At 49.3% G+C, this 21,156-nt stretch carries 14 protein-coding genes and 1 pseudogene; 6 read left to right on the top strand and 9 right to left on the bottom strand.

All coding sequences use genetic code 11. The features are described 5' to 3' along the window. Nucleotides 1-169: 169 nt before the first annotated feature. From A7K91_RS10050 to A7K91_RS10070, 5 genes are all read right to left on the bottom strand, one after another. Nucleotides 170-1,828 carry a type 2 periplasmic-binding domain-containing protein gene (locus A7K91_RS10050; RefSeq protein ID WP_068682240.1) on the bottom strand — a complete coding sequence of 553 codons (1,659 nt, stop codon included), beginning with the start codon at nucleotides 1,826-1,828 and terminating at the stop codon, nucleotides 170-172. Beyond that, nucleotides 1,825-3,444 carry a response regulator transcription factor gene (locus tag A7K91_RS10055; RefSeq protein WP_068682242.1) on the bottom strand — a complete coding sequence of 540 codons (1,620 nt, stop codon included), beginning with the start codon at nucleotides 3,442-3,444 and terminating at the stop codon, nucleotides 1,825-1,827. Before A7K91_RS10055 ends, A7K91_RS10050 begins: the two co-directional genes overlap by 4 nt. Next, nucleotides 3,441-5,198, bottom strand: a complete 1,758-nt coding sequence (locus A7K91_RS10060; protein ID WP_068682244.1) for a sensor histidine kinase — start codon at nucleotides 5,196-5,198, stop codon at nucleotides 3,441-3,443. The genes A7K91_RS10055 and A7K91_RS10060 overlap by 4 nt, the downstream gene beginning before the upstream one ends. Nucleotides 5,199-5,751: 553 nt before the next feature. Further along, nucleotides 5,752-7,119, bottom strand: coding sequence for an MATE family efflux transporter (locus tag A7K91_RS10065; RefSeq protein ID WP_068682246.1), 1,368 nt, complete (start codon nucleotides 7,117-7,119; stop codon nucleotides 5,752-5,754). 123 nt (nucleotides 7,120-7,242) lie between these two features. Then, nucleotides 7,243-9,144 (bottom strand): LTA synthase family protein, encoded by a 1,902-nt coding sequence (locus tag A7K91_RS10070; protein WP_068682248.1) that lies wholly within the window; start codon nucleotides 9,142-9,144, stop codon nucleotides 7,243-7,245. Between the two features lie 821 nt (nucleotides 9,145-9,965). Between A7K91_RS10070 and A7K91_RS27015 the strand changes: the two are divergent. Both A7K91_RS27015 and A7K91_RS10080 read left to right on the top strand, forming a co-directional pair. Then, nucleotides 9,966-10,277: pseudogene (locus A7K91_RS27015) on the top strand (DUF4190 domain-containing protein); the annotation flags it as partial. A 9-nt stretch (nucleotides 10,278-10,286) separates the two neighbouring features. Further along, complete coding sequence (locus tag A7K91_RS10080; protein ID WP_068682250.1) at nucleotides 10,287-11,054, top strand: exodeoxyribonuclease III; 768 nt, start codon at nucleotides 10,287-10,289, stop codon at nucleotides 11,052-11,054. Nucleotides 11,055-11,156: 102 nt separating this feature from the next. On the opposite strand, the gene A7K91_RS10085 is transcribed toward A7K91_RS10080, so the two are convergent. Together A7K91_RS10085 and A7K91_RS10090 are read right to left on the bottom strand one after the other, a co-directional pair. After that, on the bottom strand, nucleotides 11,157-11,840 hold the full coding sequence (locus A7K91_RS10085; protein WP_068682252.1) for a TIGR00266 family protein: 684 nt from the start codon (nucleotides 11,838-11,840) through the stop codon (nucleotides 11,157-11,159). Nucleotides 11,841-11,935: 95 nt separating this feature from the next. Further along, the gene (locus tag A7K91_RS10090) at nucleotides 11,936-13,102 is read right to left on the bottom strand and encodes a saccharopine dehydrogenase NADP-binding domain-containing protein (protein WP_068682254.1); all 1,167 of its coding nucleotides are present in this window, start codon (nucleotides 13,100-13,102) and stop codon (nucleotides 11,936-11,938) included. A 210-nt stretch (nucleotides 13,103-13,312) separates the two neighbouring features. Here A7K91_RS10090 and A7K91_RS10095 point away from each other — a divergent pair, with 210 nt between their 5' ends. Beyond that, nucleotides 13,313-14,377 carry a helix-turn-helix transcriptional regulator gene (locus A7K91_RS10095; RefSeq protein WP_068682255.1) on the top strand — a complete coding sequence of 355 codons (1,065 nt, stop codon included), beginning with the start codon at nucleotides 13,313-13,315 and terminating at the stop codon, nucleotides 14,375-14,377. Nucleotides 14,378-15,085: 708 nt separating this feature from the next. On the opposite strand, the gene A7K91_RS10100 is transcribed toward A7K91_RS10095, so the two are convergent. Further along, nucleotides 15,086-15,445, bottom strand: a complete 360-nt coding sequence (locus tag A7K91_RS10100) for a Lin0512 family protein (protein WP_068682258.1) — start codon at nucleotides 15,443-15,445, stop codon at nucleotides 15,086-15,088. A 214-nt stretch (nucleotides 15,446-15,659) separates the two neighbouring features. On the opposite strand from A7K91_RS10100, the gene A7K91_RS10105 reads away from it, so the two are divergent. Genes A7K91_RS10105 through A7K91_RS10115 form a run of 3 tightly spaced genes read left to right on the top strand, consistent with a single transcriptional unit; the run spans nucleotide 15,660 to nucleotide 19,775 of the window. After that, nucleotides 15,660-17,651, top strand: a complete 1,992-nt coding sequence (locus tag A7K91_RS10105; protein ID WP_068682260.1) for a peptidase U32 family protein — start codon at nucleotides 15,660-15,662, stop codon at nucleotides 17,649-17,651. Then, nucleotides 17,608-18,900 (top strand): aspartate aminotransferase family protein, encoded by a 1,293-nt coding sequence (locus tag A7K91_RS10110; protein WP_068682262.1) that lies wholly within the window; start codon nucleotides 17,608-17,610, stop codon nucleotides 18,898-18,900. Before A7K91_RS10105 ends, A7K91_RS10110 begins: the two co-directional genes overlap by 44 nt. 5 nt (nucleotides 18,901-18,905) lie before the next feature. Next, nucleotides 18,906-19,775 carry a UbiA-like polyprenyltransferase gene (locus A7K91_RS10115; protein ID WP_068682264.1) on the top strand — a complete coding sequence of 290 codons (870 nt, stop codon included), beginning with the start codon at nucleotides 18,906-18,908 and terminating at the stop codon, nucleotides 19,773-19,775. A gap of 147 nt (nucleotides 19,776-19,922) precedes the next feature. Here the strand turns inward: A7K91_RS10115 and A7K91_RS10120 are convergent, their stop codons facing one another. Continuing rightward, on the bottom strand, nucleotides 19,923-20,909 hold the full coding sequence (locus tag A7K91_RS10120) for an Rpn family recombination-promoting nuclease/putative transposase (RefSeq protein WP_068682266.1): 987 nt from the start codon (nucleotides 20,907-20,909) through the stop codon (nucleotides 19,923-19,925). Nucleotides 20,910-21,156: the final 247 nt, after the last annotated feature.

Here is a 21,156-nt window from a genome sequence, read left to right on the forward strand (position 1 = left end):
GATGTGCGCTGATATATAAGCGCTTGGTCATCTTATTTTACTTGTCCGGGATTAAGACAGGTATGGCACATAAGCAAGGTATCTGCACTTTTTGAAACCAAAAAAGAAAAAAGCGGCAGCTTCCTCCATGGAAGCCGCCGCAAGATGCAAATGATTGGAAAAACAAGGATTATTGAACAGAGCCGTACCAGGCATTCACTTCCTTCGTGATGTCGTCTCCCCCGCTGGATTTCCACTTATCAACAAAAGCCTCGAAGGCTTCAAGGGGCTGTTCGCCATAAATGATTTCACTCATGACTCGCAGCTCTAGCTTGTTCAAATAATCCTGCCTGACGTTCATCGTTTCGGTGGGGGGGCCCGTAAAGCGGTTTTTGAAGGAGATATTTTCCTGCTCCAGCAAAACCTTTGCAGCCGCCGGCGTCTCTAGGCCGTATGCCGTCTTGACTTCCTTCTCCAGCCTTGTCTCCGCCTTTTTGCCTTCCGCCAGGTTCAGCAGCGCCTTGATCTGGGCATCGGGGATGCGCGCTCCATCGCGGACAAGCAGATACCTTCCCGAATTGACATAACCGCCGGGAATATTCTCCCAACGGAGAAGCGAGCCGTCATCGGCTATATCGTAGTCGTAGTTTTTGAATAAGCCATTGTCAAACACGGTGCCTGGCTTAGGATCGGCGTAATGGTCGAACATATAATTCTGATAAGCGAACAACGCTTCGGGATGCTCCATATCCTTGCTGATCAGCGTTACGCCATTGGTAAACAACGAGCCGTGTCTCATGGCTATCCCATCTGGTCCCGCAGGAATGGGATAAGGCTTCCAAAGAGCATCCGGGGCATGTTTAACCGTATCGGCGAGCGGCCAGCCGCTCATCCAGTAAGGTCCCGGAATGATGCCGGCCGTTCCCGCAACAGCCGGCTCGGAGGTTTTGGTCTCATCCCATAACGCTGCCTCTTGTGGAATAAACCCCTGCGCCAGCCAGCTCTTCAGCTTCTGCAGACCCTGTTTCATTGCAGGCTGAACCGAGCCGTATTCCAGGCTGCCGTTCTCTCCCTCGTTCCATTGCTCCGGCAGCGTGCCGTAAGCGCCAAAAATCCAGGAGGGGTCGCCCATCCACGTGCTGAACGTGTCTTTAAAGCCAATGCTGAGGGGAATAACCGCCTCCGGCTCCAGCCCGTCCGGATTATTATATTTGAAAGCCTCCATAACCGTCTCCAGCTCAGCCAGCGTTGTTGGCGCCGATAACCCAAGCTTCTCCAGCCAGTCTTGTCTGATCCAGAGCAGGTAGTCATGGTTATAAGCATAGTCCAGCACGGGCAGACCCATTTTTTGACCGTTGCGCATATAGGGGTTCCATACCGTGTCATCAATTGCCATCGCTTTTTTCCACGTATCTCCCGCGTATTGATCGAACAAAGAGCCAACCTCGCGGAATAACCCGGAGTCAATGAGATCATGCGCCAATTGGGCATCCCCGATAGTCACGACATCAGGAAGCTGTCCGCCGGAGGTCAAAGCAAGCCGCATTTTGGTAGCAAAAGCGTTATTGGAGTCCGTTACGGACCACAACGTTTTAATGTCGATGCCAAGCGTCTCCTTCGCCCAACGCGTCGCCACATTGCTTTCGATGCTTTCGCCGTTTTTGAACTTTAGCTCGGGATCGATGCCCCATACGGTTGTGATGGCAATAGGGGGATCAAACTTCCCTGCTCCCGCTTCTCCCATCTTCTCCGCCGATTCCTCCTTGCACGCGACTAGGGGCAAAATAAGGATGATTAGCAATAAGAGACGCCAAACAAGCCGCACATTTCTCTCAATAGCGTTATTCATACCATTTTCTCCCGGTATTCCTGCGGCGTCATGCCGTAATGCTTTTTGAATATTTTGCTAAAATATTGCGGATTCTGATACCCCAGCTCCGTTGTAATTTCATATATTTTTTTATGGCTCGACTTCAGCATCTCGACAGCCCGCTCCATTCTCATGCGCATAATATAATCGCCGAGGCTTTCTCCGGTTTCGTTTTTGTACAGCTTGGTCAGGTAGACGGGATGCAAAAAAACTTTGTCCGCTATGCTTTTGACCGAGGTTTCCTCTCCCAGATTGCCCGTAACCAGCTCCTGAACCCGCTTGATCATATGCCGTTTGCTGGTCGTTTCGCTCTCCGCAAGCAGAGCTTCCAACCTGTCCAATATCTCGTCGCACCACGCCTTAAGCTTATCTGTGGAGCTGATCAGACTGCGGTCCAGCAGCATATGGAAGCCTTCCGGATCAACATCCTGCATTGCCATGCCTTGCTTGTGAAGGAGATACAAAAAAGCGTTCGAGATCGACAAAAATGCCTCGTGCAGCTCTTCGCGGGTTAAAGCCTCTTCCCCTTTTTCGCGATGAAGAGCCTGCGCTATTTTTCCACGGGCCGCATCCCATTGACCGGATTCAAGACAATGAATCAGCGTTGGCGGCTTGTACAGCTCCTCGATTCCTTTGCCGCCCGCGGAGCTGCGCCGGGGCAAGTCCTCCACAAACAACAGCGCGCCGCCACGGTCCAGACGGTAAAACGCAGCCAGCGCCGTGCGATATATCATTCCCAGCTGCTCCGGCATCGTAAACCACTCCGAAACAACAATTGCGATGTCCCCCTTCAAATAGGAGCTTACCAGCTCCTGAAAATCAAGGCAGCGACGCGTGATGTTTTCCTTGCGGAACAAGGAGTAGTCTCCGCCCTCGGGAACCGAGGCCACAATGGCCAGACAATCATGCGGCGCCTTGCTGTGCCAAATCCGGTAGGACGGTCCAAAAACCTCCTCGGCGATGTTGCCAACCGCATATTCCATCAGCGCGATGGAGCGGCTGTCCATTCCAGTAAAGCTTCGGCCAAGCTGAACAAGCATCAGAAGCGCAGAATCTTCCGCCTCCACCTTTATTTCGTATTGCAGCAGCTTATCGCGCAGCACAGCGAGCGACATTTGCCGTCCGAGCAGCAGCTCCTGCATCAGATTTTGGCGCAAAACGGAACGGTCGGATTTAATTGTATACATCAGGCGATGATACTGGTCCGCTTTCTCCCATTCCTCCTTCAGCTCTTCGATGCTGCCAGCCAGACAGCGAATAAATGCCTCGTCGTTAACCGGCTTCAGCAAATAGTCGAGCGCCTTGAGCTGAATCGCTTTTTTGGCGTATTCAAAATCGGAGTAACCTGTCAGCAGAAGAGAGCGTATATGGGGCCAACGCTCTTTGACTAGTCCGATCAGCTCCAGTCCGTTCATTTCCGGCATGCGAATATCCGTTACCAGAATATCTATCGCCTGTTCCTCCAAAAGTGTCAGCGCTTCGACGGGCGAAGCCGCCTGATAAACGCGGGCAACGCCAAGCTCCCGCCAAGGAATCGTTGCTGCCAAGCTTTCCGTCACATAGCTTTCGTCATCCACCAGCAATACCTCGATCATCGTTTCACCTCCTCAAGCTTTACCGCTTCCGGCGACCAGGTCAATACAACCCGAAGCCCGCCCAATGGAGACTTGGCAAAAGTCAAGCCCGCCTCCGCGCCGTATCTCAGCTGCAGCCGCTGCTGGACATTCCATAGTCCGTAGCCGGCTTCTCCATCCATCGGAAAACGAAGCTTTTTCCCAAGCTCATGCAATGCTTCCTGCGACATTCCCCTGCCGTCATCGTCCACAGTAACGGACAACAGCCCCTCTCCGGCCTCTTCAGCTGTAATCATGATTCGGCCCGACTCCAGACATGGCTCAATGCCATGCTGCAACGCGTTTTCCACTAACGGCTGGATGACAAGCGGCGGTACGGGCTGCTTTCTGAGCCAAGGCGGCACAGTAATCTCGTAATGAAGCCGCTTCATCCTCATTTTCCCGATATCCAGGTAATTGACGATCAGCTCCAATTCCTCCTCCAGCGCCACAAACTCCCGCTCCTGTCTGGTCGCATACCGATAATAATCCGACAGATTTTGCGACATCGCGATAATCGCATTGTAATTTTGCAGCTTGGCCATGCTGGAAATAAAGGAAAAGCAGTTATAAATAAAATGGGGATTAATTTGTGATTGCAGCTGCTTTAAGCGGGCCTCCTTCACATGAAGCTTCTCCAGGTAAACCCGCTGAAACAAATCCTGGATCTGGGCAACCATCGAATTAAAACGAGTAAACAAAAAGCTGAACTCGCTGCTGCCCTTAGGCTTCAGACGGACGGTATAGTCCTCGTTTTTAAGCTTCTGGAAGCTGGTCACAAGCTGGCGGATCGGCACTTGAACCTGCGCATAAAGCAAATAAGCTACAATACCGCTCATCAGTAACAGCGCCGCGGCGGAGATGTAGAACAGCAAGCTGGATTTTCTCATAGGCAGCGTAACATCGGATAACGGAACGTAATCCACCAGCATCCAGCCCGTTGTATCCGACAGCTGGGCATTGACCAGAAAGGATTGGCCGTCTATTTTTGCAACCGCGTTCTGCGGCGGCTCCTCCGCTCCCTCCAGCAGGCTAGCCGCCAGCTTGCCGATCAGGACAGAATCCGATAATCCGTTTTTAATGACCCCTTCCGATTCCTTATAATAAAAGGGGTCGCGCTGTCCGTCCCCGCGAAATGTATCCAGCAGACGAACAATATTGCTGCTGTCGAATTCCACCTCGATGATCAAATTGGCTTTTTCCGGCTGGTGAAAGGAGGATAGCGGCGATACCGTAATAAGCGAAAAATAATGGCTTGTCTCGCCGTTTTTTTCGGCTGTGCGAACCTGCCATCCCTGCTTTAGCCTTTGTTTTACATCGGCAAAATCATATGTGTATACGTCGCTTGCCGTTATGGCCCGTCCCAGCGACGGCGAATAGATGATTAACCGGCTTATCCAGTTCAGCGAGCTTTGCTGAGCGCTCAGCTTTTGTTGAATACGCTTGACTAGCACCATGGTGTCCAGGTCCAGATAAGGGCTTGTCTGCTGAAAATAATCTTTAAGCTCCGAAATATCGGGATCATGCAGCAGCAGGTTGGGCCATAGGCTGATGGATTGAATGGTCGTATCCACCTGATGCTGAAAAAACTGCAGCTGGCTCCGGCTGGATTCATGAAGCTCGGCTCGCAGCACGTTAGTTCCAATCTGATTGGAATAAATGTACAGCCCCATTATGGGAATAAGCATAAGAAGAATAACAGCCATCATTTTACGGAATAAATTAAATTTAAGCATAGATCCGATCACCCTGTTTCTTCATATGCGCCGTCTTTTACAAAAAAATAAACAGCCGGCTGCTGTCGCGCGGACATTTACATTATATCGTCCAGATGCATGGAGTAAAGCCATAACTATAAAAAGGCCGGCAAGGCAGTTAAAAAACCGCCTTGCCGACCCCTTTCCGTTACTAATCGAAGCTAGAGCCTATAGGTCCCTTCCATTGCCGATTACGTCTTGCCTTACGGACATTTTCGGCCATCAGCCATTAAAGCTCCAAGGAAACTGGCGAATGATCCCGTTTGTAATAGTATCCGCCATCATAAGCGCCTGCTTTTGAATCTCATCGCTTATCCCAGAGCGACCGCACGGAACGGTTTAACTCTACTTTGGACGGGGTCCACATGCATTGCCAGTCCTGGCGCGGCGCGTAGTGGCCGTACGACGAATAATAACCATAAGCGGGATAATAGCTGTACAATGGAAGCACCTCTTTTTTTACCAGCATATGGGCGAAGTTACCAAGAGGTGAACGCTCAGACAAACGCGGCGTTGTTGTTTTTTTGCAAGCTTAACCTGCCGCTATGCCAGACAATGCCGCACGACGCTGAACGCTTCGAAGCCGCAGCATAAAGCCGACAGCGGCGCACGTTAATCCAATGATGATTCCGACCCAATAACTGAACGGTCCCATTTCGGTTGCAACAGACAGGACATAACCGCCAGGCATGCCGATCAGCCAATAGGATACGAAAGCAATAAGGAATGTTGCCCGAACATCCTTATATCCTCGCAACACGCCCTGCAGAGACGCCTGCGCGGCATCTGAAAGCTGATAAATAATGGCAAACAGCAGGAACTGAACAGCCAGCACCGCTACCTCGGCGTCATTCGTATAAATAGCGACAATACCCTCACGATTGAAATACATAAAAATGGCGCAAAGCCCCATAAACCCGATGCCTCCAAATGCGCCAAGCAAGGCGTACCGTTTGGCATTGTCAATCCGCCCGCCTCCAACCGAAAAACCAACCACAATGGTTAATGCCATAGAGATGCTGAGGGGAATCATAAAAACGAGAGACGAGAAATTTAAGGCTATCTGATGGGCGGCAACCGTCACTTTGTTGTATAGTCCGCCCACAATCAAGGTAACCACCGAGAACAGGCTGACCTCGAAAAAAATCGACAATCCGATTGGTACGCCGATATTAAAAAGCTCCTTCCAAGCCTTCAGGGAAGGTTTGGGCCAGCTTAGGAACAGACGATGCTTTGCCAAGGCGGGAAGCTTGACGCACAATATGATATTAATAATCAGGATAAGCCAATACGTAATAGTGGTAGCATAACCAGCCCCGATGCCTCCTAGCCGCGGCATGCCAAGATTCCCAAAAATAAGGCCATAATTCAACAAGACATTAAAGGGAACCGCAAACAGCGTCACCAGCATGGATACAAACGTATACCCTTGCGCATCGATGAAGTTACGCAGCACGGTAAAAGCAAATAATGGGACAATACCTATAAGAAGCCCGATCATATAGTGATAAGCGATATGCCTAACTCCGGCTTCAAGGCTCATCAGCTCCAATATTGGCGGGAAAACCAGCAGCAGCAATACTCCGATAATCAAGGAAATAAAAATGGAGGCGTACAAGCCCTGCATGATTTTTTGCGGGATTTCTTGCTGCCGCCCGCTTCCCGTAAGCTGTGAAACAATCGGCATAATAGCGACCAAGATACCGGTAAAACCGGTAATGACGGGCATCCAAAGACCCGATCCTATCGCTACCCCGGCCAAATCGTCTGTGCCTGCTCTCCCTGACATGATAGTATCCGCAAGATTCATGGCGCATAATCCAATCTGAGTAACGAGAATTGGCCAAAATACTTTGCAGAACTGCAGCAATCTGCCTTGCCAGCTGTCTTCGTGCTTCATTTCTACACCCCTTCGCATACATACAAGAACGCCTCCCTGCCACCGCAAAACGATGAAGGAGGCGTTCCCGCCGCTCTAATCTATTTTTCAGCATACCGTCATAGCGTTACTGTTCTATCGGTCTTATTGCCCTTCCGTTACCGTGCGGGCAGGCAGCATCTTGACGTATGCATCGGACAGCTTCATTAATTCAAGCACATAATCATAATCGGCCCGATATTGGCTGAAATCCTCGACAGGCTCGAATGTTTTCAAATCAATTGCCGTGCCGTCTTCAAAGCCTTTGCCCGGAACAAACATAATGTCGTCGTTAAAAAACGATCCCGTCGGCATATAATACCGCATGCCTATGACATTACGCTTTGTATTCAGCAGATCCTTGCCAAACACAGTATGATTTTCTTCCTTGAGCGATATGCCCAGCAGATTCGCAAGCGTAGGCATCATATCCACCTGGCCGCCTACACCCTCCATCGTTTTCCCGTCTACGCCAGGAACGCGCACGATGAACGGAATGTTGAAGCGGCTGATCTGTTCATTATAATTGACGCCCAGAACTTCCTTGACCCATTCGGGGTCATTTTCTTTGGTCTGCATGCCAAAATGATCACCGTATATAACCAGCACCGTATTGTCCCACATGCCGTTTGCTTTTAACTCTTCAATCAAGCCGCCAATTGCCTTGTCGGTATAATTGATGGCTGACACATAATGGCCCAATTGCTTGCCGCTAAGCGAAGCCGGCACCTTTATATTCAAAAACTTGGACGGTACCCAGAAGGGATGATGGCTGGAGGTCGTAACGAATTGCGCATAAAATGGTTTTTGTTCATTTTTCAGCTCCACCAGCTTTTCCATACCTACGCGATACATCTCTTCGTCGGATGCGCCAAAGCCGTTAAACTTGTCGTTATTAAACGAAGGGCGATCATAATACTTCGTAAAACCAAGAGCAGGGTAAAGATTATTGCGGTCCCAAAAGGTTACGTCGTTGACATGAAATGTATTGGAAACGTAGTCCCTTTCTGCCAAAAGGCGAGGCATGCTTGGTATTTCGCGGTCGCCGTACCCTTTTGACATGGCAATTGCTCCCGTTGGATAAATACCTGTGTTGGATATAAATTCTGCGTCAGAGGTGTTGCCTTGACCGATCTGCTGAAAGACTTTCGGAAAATAAAAAGCTTCGGTATTAATAAGCTCATTCAGCACAGGCGTCACTTCCTGACCATCAACCTCCAGGCCGATCATCATATTTTGAAAGGACTCCATTTGAATGACGATGACGTTCATCCCTTTGGCAACGCCAAAATAGTTCGGGGTTCCCGCCTCGACAGGTCCGCCCGCTCCGTTCAAGCCTTGCTCCAGCTCTTCCAGCGTCGATTGCGTCTCCCCGGCAGTAGCGCCCTTGATGGCGCTATTGACTTTACTTTCATTAATCGCCGTCGCTACCTGATAATTCAAAACGCCCAAGCGCTCGGCTTGAACCAGCTCATTGGAAATGTCCAGATCACTGCGGATATAAAGGACGGAGGCTATAAGTGAAACCGCCAGCCCGATTCCGACATAAAGCGGCTTTGCCGCCCTCTGGTATTCGCCCTTTGGCACTTTAAGGAAAATCAAAGAAACGAAGTATGCGACGGCTAATACGGCAAGATCGGCAAACAAGATGTAATATTTAAGTTGGATGGCAGAATTAACGCTATCTTTAACTTGTCCGACCTGATCCAATCCATATAAAGCCGTATAAGTTGGTATGCTGCCGAAAAAGGAGAAATAGACACAGCATGCAAACAGCAGAAAGGATATCAACGCATTAAAAAATGTAAATGCAACGCCCTTCCATATTTTAGTCGTCACCAGCTCGACTACGCATAGCAAGGTCAAAATTGCGGCTGCATCAGCCAGCAGTCTTCCGTAATCAATGCCTCCAAATGTAAATTGCCGGAACAGGCATATCTTAAGCATAATGATTATAAAAACAGTCCAAAACGGAGCTTTGCGGTATCCGTTCAATATAGCAATCAATTTAATCACTCTCCCTTAAGCTTGGGTATATCTTCAAACTCCGTCAGGAGCAGATTTCGCAATGGGTGAAAAGGGGGGAAATGATTGGTCAAAAATAACCGCCCAAATTCGGCGGTTTATAGTATTTTAATGTTGCACCTGCCCAATCCATAACATTCATCTTAACTCAAACAAAGAAATAAATAAATAGGGAACTCTATACAGCTCCAATTGCCAAGTCCTGACTTAAAGCTGCCGGCTTCATAACTGCTCTAAAACCCGCATACACTTGAAGCGACAAAGCTGTTTACGCCGCCTGCCAAATGGAACGGAAACGGAAAACTGCTGTTTATACATGGTTTTTGTTGTAAGCCATGAGTATCTCTGTTATTATTTTTACAGCATTGCAGGAACGTTTTTTGCTATTATTCGTATGAATACTTCTAGATTCGACATGTCAAAGGAGGAAAATAATAATGGATGATCATTCCAACCAGAATCCTAAATCAAACCCTGATCCCAATAATAATCCCGGCAACGCCGATAGCTGGAACGACAGTCAAAACCAGAACAAGCAGGACCCTTTTGCTCCCCAGCAGGAACGATTCGGCGGGCAGGACCGTTTTGGCTCCCAGCCGCAGGACCCGTCCAATGAACAAGGACAATTCGGCGGGCAGGATCATTATGGCTCTCAGCAGCAGGGGCAATATGCCGGACAGGACCAATACGGCGGACAGCAGCAGCAATACGGCAATCAATATCAGCAGCAGGGACAATACGGCAATCAATATCAACAATCCGGATATCAGCAAGGCTATCAAACCGGCTACAATGGACAAGGCTACTACAATCCCTATGGACAGCCTCCCAAAACAAACGGCAAATCAATCGCTTCTCTTGTATTAGGGATTTGTTCCCTTGTCATACCCTATGTTGGCTTGTTAATCGGAATTGTCGGAATCATTATTTCCAGCATGTCGCTTAAAGAAATCAAAGCCCGCGGAGAGCAAGGCAAAGGCATGTCAATGGCAGGCTTAATCTGTTCCATCATCGGTACGTTGCTATACGGTATCATCTTGCTGTTTGTTATCATTGTTTTTATTTTCGCCTTTAATTCGGATTATTCCAATTACAGCAATAACTTCTACTATTAAAGGGCAACGATGACAAAATTGATTTCGTGGAATGTCAACGGGCTTCGCGCCTGTGTCGGAAAAGGTTTTTTGGACTATTTTAAACAAGCAGATGCCGATTTTTTTTGCTTGCAGGAGACGAAGCTTCAGGAAGGCCAGATCAAGCTGGAGCTTGGCGAGGATTATTATCAGTATTGGAATTACGCAGAGAAAAAGGGGTATTCTGGCACAGCTATATTTACCAGACACCTTCCTTTATCCGTCCATTACGGCCTGGAGGAAAACAGCGAGTCCGAAGGCCGCATCATTACGCTGGAATACAACCATTATTATTTGGTAAACGTTTATACGCCCAACGCCCGGCGTGACTTGTCCAGACTGCCTTTTCGCCTGGAGTGGGAAGAGCGCTTTTTGCAGTACTTAAACAAGCTGAAGCTTGAGAAGCCGGTTGTCGTTTGCGGCGATTTGAATGTCGCCCATATGGAAATTGATATTAAAAACGCAAAAGCCAATCATGGAAATTCCGGATTTACGCAGGGGGAACGGGCTTGCATGACGCGTCTATTGGACAGCGGCTTTGCCGACTCGTTTCGCCAGCTTTATCCGGATACGGCAGGAGCTTATACCTGGTGGTCGTTTATGCCCAAGGTAAGAGAGCGGAATATCGGGTGGCGCATCGACTATTTCCTTGTATCGGGCAATCTGCAGAATCAAATCGCAGCCGCTGGAATTGAAGCGTCCATTCTGGGCAGCGACCATTGTCCCATCACGCTAGAGCTTCATGAAACGCCATATTGAATACTAACGCCATTTTGATAGACCTTTGCAGTAAAAAGAACCTTCAGACCCACTTTCAGTTTTGAAGTGGTTTTGAAGGTTCTTTTGTTCATCATATAACGATCAGTTGGAGGATTTAGGAAGGAACCGCCGCAGCCAGTTGCCGAAGCCTCCGGGATTATGGCTTTGAATGAGTACAGTGCCCGGTCCTCTGAACCGGCAAACCAGCAGCTCGCCGCTTTTGAAGCTGGATACCCAGCCGCGTGATGATTTTTCAATTTGATAGGACATATACGCAGGCCATGCCACCAGATGGCCGTTGTCAATTATAATCTCTTCCCCATGACCCAGCGAAACCTCGTGAACGGAGCCAAAGGATGACAGATATACCGTTCCTCTTCCGCTTATTTCAACAACAAAAAACCCTTCTCCCGAAAAAATCCCCCGGCTCAGGTTTTGCATTTTGGTGCTGACCTCGATGCCGCTTGTCGCTGCCAAAAACCCGTCCTTTTGAACAAGCAGGGAATAACTCCCGTCCAGATGAACGGCGCGCACGTCGCCGATTGTTTTGGATGCCAGCGTCAGCACTCCACTGCCGCGCGAGGCTGTCACTTCCTGAAAGAAAAAGCTTTCACCGCTAAGCATCCGGCCTAGGCCTCTCATTATGCCGCCGTCCGTTGTTCCATTAAGCTCCAGCGTCGGCGACATGGATACCATAGCCCCGGATTCTGCCTTAACCCGGTCTCCCGGCTCCAATTCAAGCTTCAGCAATGCAAATTGACCCTGACTCAAAATTTCGTGCCGCATGTTCAGTTCCCTCCCGATTTGGTTCAATACTCTATAAACCTATTATAACGTATGGAGGAACCGGAGCCTAACTCTATTTCCAAGAGCAGGAATAATCACGTAAGGGCTTGCTCGATCTCAACAAAAAGCTCTTTTGCCTCGATCCGGGCTTTTGCAGGCTTCAGCGGTGCGGTTTTTGTCTTCGGCTGCTGTCCGGGTTTTGCCGCATCCGACTGTAGCGGGCGGCTTTCAAGCCACAGCTCCCGCCCTGTCGCCTGGAGCGCAAACAGCTCCTCCGAATGAAAAATGCCGGCCGGGGCCGCGCCTTCATAAACCAGCTTAGCGGTTGCGGCAGCCGCCGCCGCTGTAATGTCCGATTCGTTGCGGCCGCTAAGACGAGCTCTTCGCAACACCTGATCTCCATCAAAGCTTACAACGGAAAGAGCATACACATCACTGCCCATTTTTATGGCTTCCAGGGAGCTTGCGAAAAGTTTTCTAAAAGCGCTCCACTGAAGCAAACGCCGTAATCCCAGCGGAGCAAATAAAGCTACCAGAGCTGTGACCATACGAGAATCAAAGCATAGCCGTGTAGACACCGAGGACGCCCCCAAGCTGCGCGGCAGCGCGACCTGATCCGAAAACGGAAACCGATAGCCCTTATGGCGGCCAAGCCTGGAGCCATAAAAAGCTGTTTTGCCCTCGGAAAAGGCTTGCTTGATTGTTTTTTTGCCTCGCTCCGTAACCTCAAATGGCTCCGACAATCCTTTTACCGTCCATTCAATTGCCGCCTTGCCATGACTATCTCCCAGTCCAAGCATGATGCCGATTTCGATTGACAGCTCGTCCCGGCTGCCTTCGGCAACGGTCCTTGCAAGCAAATTGGTTAACCCGGGAGCAAGCCCCACGCTCAAAATAGCCGAAGCTCCTCCGATCTTTGCGGAATCCGCCAAGCGCTCCACCTTTTCAAACCAGTCTCCGCTTGCAGCAACATCAATATAATGAATGCCGTTTTTCAGGCAGCTCTCCGCAAAAAGGGTATCCTGCTGATCCAGACACATAACAACAACGGCAACCTCGCGGAACCAGTTCTCATCGGGAAGCGCTCTGCTATCCAGCTTCATTGGTTTGACGCGGCCTTGCGTCGTAAGGCTATATGCTTCGCTTTTGTCCAGACTTCTGCCCGCCGCATACACCTTGCCGGGATAAAGCTTTCCCAAACGGTCGCAAATACCGCTCCCTACATGTCCGTATCCGCCAACAACTACAATCTTTTCTTTCATGTCAGCCACCCTCTTCTCCTCAGACTGCCCGTCCGGTACAATGAATATTAACTAAATAATAAGGCATATCCTTGGGGCAACCTTCTTCCCCTGACTTTTGGACACGTCCTTATCGCTTTCATTATATAGGGTTGCCGGAAGAACACTATCCCACATTCAAGGGATAACGCTTGCTATTGCTCACCTATACAATAAAGAAAGGAATCAGCCATGCAACTTTCAAGTCTTCAGACACGTCTTGGCAAGCTGCTTAAGCAGTCGGCTTCGGCACACGTTTATCGAAAAGAAGTCATAGAGCTGCTGCGCAGCGTTTTATCCTTTGATGCAGCCTGCTGCACCTCTGTCGATCCGTTGACCCTTCTATCTACGGGAGCCATGACGGAAGAAGGGCTGGAAAGCATCCATGCCAGGCTGCTTCAGTTTGAGTTTGGAAATGAAGATATTAACGATTACAATCGGCTTGCGGCGTCTCCGCATCCAATAGCCTCGCTTGTTTTGGCTACTGAAGGAAAACCGGAAAAGAGCCAGCGCTACCTTGAGGTTCTTGAACCAGGGGGCTTTTCTGACGAGCTGAGAGCCGCATTGATATGCGACAGCGCTTGCTGGGGTTATCTGACGTTATTCCGAAGTACTTCCCATGAACCTTTTACGGGGGATGAATTAGCTATAGTCGCTGCATTATCGCCTGTTATAGCTCATGGGCTCCGTTCCTTCACCTTGACGCTGCCCGCAGCCTCGGAAGCCGCAGGCAGCAGCGATGAACCCGGCATTATCATCTTGTCGGAGGACGCTAAGCTTGTATCCTGGAATCATCCTGCGGAAGGCTGGCTAAGTCTGCTCAGAGAATGGGAGAATATAACGGAGGATTACTTGCCTCGCCCATTGCTGGCTATCAGCGCCAAGGTGGGCAGCGGCAATGAGGGGAACGGCAAATCTGCCCGCGTAACCATTCGGGTACCGGACGGCACCTATCTCACCATTCGCGGCAGCCGATTGACAGACGCCAAGGGCGGCTATGGCGCAGCCATCGTTGTGGAGCCCGCCAAACCGGCTGACATGCTTCCGCTATTGTCCAAAGCGTATGGCTTGTCTCCCCGGGAAAGCGATATAGCGGAGCTTGTTTTTCGCGGCGCTTCCACAAAAGAAATTGCGGATACATTATTTATATCCGCCTATACCGTCCAGGACCATCTCAAATCCATTTTTCTAAAAACAAATGTCCACAGCCGCAGAGAGCTAATCTGGCAGCTATTCACAAGATTCGCAGCGGAGTAATGGGAAGTGCCAAGAAGATGGCATGAAGCTAGAAACTGAGTAGCGGAGCTTAGTGGAAGCTAAGTGAGCAACGGAAGTTTCGGCTGAATGCCATATTCGCCGCCGGCCATGACGCCAGTCATGACTCGCAATGGGAAGCGGACTTTTTGAGCTACCCTTCAAATAAAAGCTCAAAAAGTCCGGTTCTCAGTGCCAAGAAGATGGCTTGAAGCTAGAAACTGAGTAGCGGAGCTTAGTGAAAGCTAAGTGAGCAACGGAAGTTTCGGCTGAATGCCATATTCGCCGCCGGCCATGACACTAGTCATGCCCCGCAATGGGAAGCGGACTTTTTGAGCTACCCTTCAAATAAAAGCTCAAAAAGTCCGGTTCTCAGTGCCAAGAAGATGGGAAGAAGCTAGAAATCGAGGACCGGAGCGTAGTCTAAGCTACGTGAGGACCGGAGATTTCGGCTGAATGCCATATTCGCCGCCGGCCATGACACTAGTCATGTCCCGCAATGGGAAGCGGACTTTTTGAGCTACCCTTCAAATAAAAGCTCAAAAAGTCCGGTTCTCAGTGCCAAGAAGATGGCATGAAGCTAGAAACTGAGTAGCGGAGCTTAGTGGAAGCTAAGTGAGCAACGGAAGTTTCGGCTGAATGCCATATTCGCCGCCGGCCATGACGCCAGTCATGACTCGCAATGGGAAGCGGACTTTTTGAGCTACCCTTCTAGTAGCCTACTTCTACGGAGGCTATTACTATGTAGGCCATCTCATTGATGTCTTCCTTGTCCGGGAGCAAAATCCCGCTAGTCGTCAGCATCCCTCCGTCCACCACATCGAACGTAACCTCGCCATACGGCAGCTCCTTTCGTACCTCTTCGAGCTCCAGCTTGTCCCGATCAGCCGGAATGGCCAGTCGGACATTTACCTTCATTTTGGTCAAATCTCCATCCGGCAAAACAGAAACAATGCCAGGCATGGAATTGTGGTGAATAGCATTTTGTACCGCTCTGACCGCTGCTTTGGTTACATTTTGGCCATGCAAATCAATGCCCATCCCGATTTCCACAAACATTAATGTTTTCATGCTTTTATCCCCTTCCAAGTCATGCAGGCCTATGCCGCCATAAACGCTGTTTGCTTTATCGTACCATAATCAGCATATCATCCACATGTGACGCATCACACTTTTAACGATCAGCAATTCAGGTAATGTGATTATTTTCACAATAATTGTTCTTTTCCTCCTTTAGAATAGAGCATATAAATGAATCCATTACCGGGCAGAGGAGACATCAATTATGGGGAAAAGGACACTGAATGGAAAAAGCATCGAGCTTCTTGCTCCGGCGGGGACGCTTTCGATTTTTAAGGAGGTCATTGCAACTCCCTGCGATGCGGTCTATATCGGCGGCTCCATGTTTAACATGCGCATGATACGCAAAGGCTACAACTTCTCAAGAGAGCAGCTGAAGGAAGCCGTCGACATCGCCCACAGCATGGGCAAGCAGGTTTATGTAACGGTAAACAACCTGATCAGTCCAGAGGAACTGAAGCCGCTTGAAGACTATTTGGTTTACCTTGCTGCAATCGGAACCGATGCCATTATCGTGCAGGATTTTGCCGTCGTATCCATAATCAAAAGACTGGGGCTGCGCCTTCCTGTTCACTCCTCTGTGATGATGAATATTCATAATACCGGTATGGTGGAGGCTATGAAGGAGCTTGGCGTTACTCGAACCGTCGTTTCGCGGGAAATGGACCTGAAGACGGCTCAGCTCCTTCACGCTACTACCGGGATGGAGCTTGAATATTTTGTTCATGGCGATATGTGCTCCGTTCACGGCGCCAATTGCTTGTCCAGCTCCTTCCTGTTCGGGATGAGCAGCAATCGAGGAAGGTGCATGAAGCCGTGCCGCTGGGATTACCGGATCAAAAGAAACGGCAAGCTTTATCCTACCGAATATCCGCTGGCCGCCAAGGACATGTATATGTACGAGCATATTCCCGAGCTGATTGAAGCCAATATCACTTCCTTCAAGCTGGAAGGCCGCATGCGCGATCTTGCTTTTATCCAGATGATCGTGACCGCTTACGGCGATGCCATAGACCGTTATCTTGATGACCCGGTAGCTTTTAACCGAACCAAGGACGCAGACCTCCTCTACGAAAACCGCAAACGCGATTTTTCCACCGCTTACGCTTTTGGCAAACCCGGTCTGGACAATATCAACAGGCGTTATGAAGGAACCGGCAAATTTTACAGCACAGGCAAGGTCTTTAGTACGCCAACCGAAGAAAGAGAACTGACGGAGTCTAAAGTAAAGGAAGTTTTCGAGCTGCTGGAAGCCGTTAATCGTCCCGCCAAAACTCCGGCGCGGCTGACGGTCAGAGTAAATAACATGGAGCAGGCCGAAATGGCGATTGCAGAAGGCGTCGATACGGTTTATTTGTCGGGGGATGTATTTTTTCCCGATCTTCCTTTCTCCAAGGAGGATATCTACAACCTGCTGGCCATTAAAGGCCCCACAAAACTAGTGCTGGGCATGCCGCGTATGATGACGGGCCTTCATATGGAGCAATATGGACATTTGCTGGCAGCCGGAAATCTGGAGCTGGACGGCATTCTCATTACTCATATCGGAGCCGCTTATAAGTTTGCCCCGCTAGGTTACCGGATGATCGGCGATTTTAATCTCAATATTTATAATCAGGAAGCAGAAAGACTTTATGCTGATTTTGGCTTGGAAAGAATGACCGCTTCGATGGAGCTCCACCGCGACAAGCTGGCAGATCTGCTATCTCATACGGAGCTTACCACAGAATTAACGGTGCATGGCTCGCCGGCCATTATGTATCTGGAGCATGATCTCTATGCAAATACAGTCGCCCTCGAGCCAATTGCCAATGCCGACAATCAATATGTCGATAATTCCGTACTGGTGCTAATGACTGACAAGGGCGAAAATCCGGTCTATCGGGATCACCACGGCCGCAACCATCTTATGTTAGCCAAGGAGCTTTGTTATCTTCCGCTCGTCCCGGCGCTGCAAAAAGCAGGCGTCACCCATTTTCGGATCGAGGGATGCACCTATTCCACCGAGCAGCTCAGAAGCATCATCCGCGCTTATCGCGATTGCCTGAAGCAGCCGGAACGCGCCGAAGCCATTATGTCAGCCATGAAACCAATTTATGGCGGCTATACGTTAGGAACGCTGGATTTTGCTGTAGAAGGAGGTGCAAAAGGAAATGAAGAGGAACCGATGCCTGCAGGGGCCGGAACAGGCGCTTGAGCTTAGAAAGTCATATTTTTATCCCTGTACCCAACATTTCTATAAGGAGCCGCCGCTGCTGGTCAAGGGGAAGGGGCAATATCTGTTTGATCACGAGGGCAAAAGATACACTGATTTTTTTGCCGGCGTATCGGTCATGTCATGCGGACACAGCAATGAAGAAATTACGGCAAAAACCAGTCATCAGCTGCAGGAGCTGCAGCATACCTGCACCATCTATTTAACCGAAGCCAACGTCAGGCTGGCTGAGCGGCTTGCCGGGTTGCTTCCCGGAAATCTGAACCGGACTTTTTTCTGCAACAGCGGGTCGGAGGCCAATGAAGGAGCGCTGCTTCTGGCGAGGCTGCATACGGGCAGGCGGGGATTTATATCGCTTACGCAGTCGCTGCATGGACGCACTTATTTAACGATGAGCGTAACAGGGCTTGCCATGTGGAGAGCGGATCGTTATTTGGAGGAGGAGCCTGTTTATTTTATCCCGAGGCCGTTTGACGATAATCACGTCGATCATGAGGAGGCCGCGCGGCATTCCATAGCGGCATTGAAGACACTGCTGGAGCTAAAGGGACATGAAATGGCCGCTATGATTATCGAACCCCTTCAGGGCAACGGGGGGATTATCGTTCCCCCTCTCTGGTATTTCAAAGAGGTCAAAGCAGTACTGGAGAGCTACGGCGTATTGCTGATTTGCGATGAAATTCAGAGCGGCTTTGGCCGGACCGGCAGCCTGTTTGCGATCCAGCATTACGGCGTTGTACCAGACATTCTGACAATGGCAAAGGCTCTTGGTAACGGCACGCCCATCTCCGCGTTTGCCGCCGCCGACTCCATCGCCGCATCACTTAACCGCCCTTCCGCTTCCACTTTTGGCGGAAACCCCGTTTCGTCCGTTACGGCGCTGGCTGTTCTGGATTACATTCAAGAAAACGGACTTGTGGAACGGGCTGAACAAATGGGCTGTTTACTGCTAACGGAGCTTAACGGGTTAAAGGAAACCTTTTCCTTTATTAGAGATGTGCGCGGACTAGGACTAATGGTTGGAATGGAACTGGACTTTGACGATCCTGCAATTAACGCCGTAAAATGCGATGAACTGCTGGAATTGATGAAAAATCGCGGCTTTTTGTTAGGTAAAAACGGAGTTGGCCGCAACGTCGTTGCGTTCCAGCCCCCGCTCATTATTACAGAGCAAAATATTGCCGATATGGCCATCGCTATGAAGGATTGCCTGCTGGCGATTGGAGGCTGATGGTTATGTCGGTAGCCGCTGCAGTTTGGCGCAAAACCAGACATTTCGGCGAGCTGGTTATGTTTTCGCATACGTTGTTTTCGCTGCCCTTTGCTTTGATATCGCTAATTTGGGCGGCTGAAGGCTTGCCGCCCCTTTCCGTCTGGATATGGTCGCTGGTTGCAATCGTGGCAGCCCGAAACGGGGCCAACGCCTTTAATCGGCTGGCTGATGCGGAGTTTGACAGGCTTAATCCCCGCACCAGCCATCGCCATCTTCCGCAAAACAGGTTGAAATCAAGGGAAGTGGCATGGTTTGTGCTGATTAACTATAGTCTGTTTATCGGTGCGGCAGCCATGCTGAATACGTTATGTCTTATTTTATCGCCGGTTGCGATTGTCCTGATTACATCATATTCCTACACGAAACGCTTTACTTGGCTCAGCCACCTTTATCTCGGCTTTGTTATTGCCTCCGCCCCCATCGGGGCATGGTTTGCCGTAACCGGCCAATTCGCCATAACTCCCTTTATGTTGGGAACCGTGGTTATGCTGTGGATAGCCGGTTTTGACATTATATATGCTACACAGGATATCGAATTTGATCGAAAGCAAGGCCTATGGTCCATTCCCGGCACCTTCGGCATGAATTCTTCGCTTTGGATATCGCGTTTACTTCATGGAACCATGCTGCTCCTTTTGGCGGGCCTTGGCTTTATACGCGGCGCGGGCTGGATTTATGCCTTAGGTTTAGGATTAACGCTGATCCTTCTGCTGGTGGAGCACGGGCTTGTCAAACCAGGAAGCCCGCGGCTGATGAAAATTGCCTCCTATAATCTGAATCAAGTGATCAGCGTCATTATTTTAACGGCAACCATGCTGGATTTTTTCCTATAAAAAAACAGCCGCTGATGGCTGAACCGCATCATCCTTGTTAGTCGTGTCTAACGAATGAATGCCGTTCATCCTGTCAGCGGCTGTTTCTGCTTTGCAAATAAAGACCTTTCAATACCGGTCCTCTTCACTAAAATTCTTTTGTTTAGCCTATAGCTTTCGTTTTATTCTGATATCTTCAACCTCCGCATGCGATAACCCGCTTGCCTTCACAATCGTAGCCATGTCTATGCCAAGCTCCAGCATGTTGCCTGCAATTTCGGCTGCTTTTTTATATTGCCCCTCGAGCCTTCCTTGCTCCAAACCTTTTTCTATTCCTTTTTTTATTCCTTGTTCCAAACCTTGTTCCAAACCTTGTTCAAGACCTTGTTCAAGACCTTGTTCCAGACCTTGTACAAGCCCCTGCTCCAAACCCTTTTTTAAACCATTATCTATTGCCCAATCCAGCATCGACGCTTGATCATGCAAATATTTTTGCCGTTGCTCATATAAAATTCGCGCCTCTTTGTCTTGGCTTAGAAATTGGAGCGTGTCCATCGCTTTGTCTAATTTAGGTTCATTCAACCTCAACGCCTCCCAATCATAGGAATCATCATTTTTTAAAAACAGGAGCCAGTTCAACAGCCCGCTTCCCGCTGGCATAGCGCAATGATTCAGCTTGGAAAACTCCATAATATGCACTTCAATATCATTGCATAAAATAATGCCGCTGCTTCTCTCCCGCAAATGAAACACATTATGATACAGATCGTTCGGGATGATTGAAAAGTTAAGCAGGTTAATGGTAATGCATCTATTGAGCTCTTTATACGATTGGCCTTCCTGCAGCTGGCTGCTGTACCGTTTGCTCCAATAGTATAAAGTCCTCTTTTCTATATCATACTTGTTAAACAACTGCATCTCAACATCAATCAAGCTTCCGTCGGACGCTTTGGCCCAAATATCAAAAATAGACTGCTTGTCAGACGGCGAATCCTTGTCTGTATACGGATTTTGCACCTCAACCTCCGTTAAAAGCGGACCTTCTCCTGCCGCCAGCACGCAATTCAAAAACGCCAGAAGCACATCCCGGTTATCCTCGCTTCCAAAAATACGCTTGAATACAAAGTCATTACGAGGATCAAGCAACTCCTTCATTCTGTCACTCCCTCCCTCTGTCCACACAAAAAACGCCCTTTCCATAATGGAAAGGACGTGCTTCGTCCGGTATATCGTTGATTCAAAATCTTGATAACCTCATCATAACGAACTCAAAGACAAAAGTACAGCAGCTATGCCGCGGCCTTCCGTTTTGAAGCGACAGCCTAGTACTCTGTAAACCTTAAATTACAGGGTATAGCTTTCTAAGCCTGATCCTAGCGTCTGCTGTAGTAAATTGCCAATT

The organism is Paenibacillus oryzae (assembly GCF_001675045.1).
GTDB classification, from domain to species: domain Bacteria; phylum Bacillota; class Bacilli; order Paenibacillales; family Paenibacillaceae; genus Pristimantibacillus; species Pristimantibacillus oryzae.

Bases quoted from the DNA above. Each gene is read 5' to 3' on its own strand.
- A7K91_RS10095 (WP_068682255.1), top strand. From the start codon at position 13,313: ATGCAACTTTCAAGTCTTCAGACACGTCTTGGCAAGCTGCTTAAGCAG.
- A7K91_RS10085 (WP_068682252.1), bottom strand. From the start codon at position 11,840: ATGCGGCACGAAATTTTGAGTCAGGGTCAATTTGCATTGCTGAAGCTT.
- A7K91_RS10060 (WP_068682244.1), bottom strand. From the start codon at position 5,198: ATGCTTAAATTTAATTTATTCCGTAAAATGATGGCTGTTATTCTTCTT.
- A7K91_RS10050 (WP_068682240.1), bottom strand. From the start codon at position 1,828: ATGAATAACGCTATTGAGAGAAATGTGCGGCTTGTTTGGCGTCTCTTA.
- A7K91_RS10080 (WP_068682250.1), top strand. From the start codon at position 10,287: ATGACAAAATTGATTTCGTGGAATGTCAACGGGCTTCGCGCCTGTGTC.
- A7K91_RS10065 (WP_068682246.1), bottom strand. From the start codon at position 7,119: ATGAAGCACGAAGACAGCTGGCAAGGCAGATTGCTGCAGTTCTGCAAA.
- A7K91_RS10115 (WP_068682264.1), top strand. From the start codon at position 18,906: ATGTCGGTAGCCGCTGCAGTTTGGCGCAAAACCAGACATTTCGGCGAG.
- A7K91_RS10090 (WP_068682254.1), bottom strand. From the start codon at position 13,102: ATGAAAGAAAAGATTGTAGTTGTTGGCGGATACGGACATGTAGGGAGC.
- A7K91_RS10055 (WP_068682242.1), bottom strand. From the start codon at position 3,444: ATGATCGAGGTATTGCTGGTGGATGACGAAAGCTATGTGACGGAAAGC.
- A7K91_RS10100 (WP_068682258.1), bottom strand. From the start codon at position 15,445: ATGAAAACATTAATGTTTGTGGAAATCGGGATGGGCATTGATTTGCAT.
- A7K91_RS10110 (WP_068682262.1), top strand. From the start codon at position 17,608: ATGAAGAGGAACCGATGCCTGCAGGGGCCGGAACAGGCGCTTGAGCTT.
- A7K91_RS10105 (WP_068682260.1), top strand. From the start codon at position 15,660: ATGGGGAAAAGGACACTGAATGGAAAAAGCATCGAGCTTCTTGCTCCG.
- A7K91_RS10120 (WP_068682266.1), bottom strand. From the start codon at position 20,909: ATGAAGGAGTTGCTTGATCCTCGTAATGACTTTGTATTCAAGCGTATT.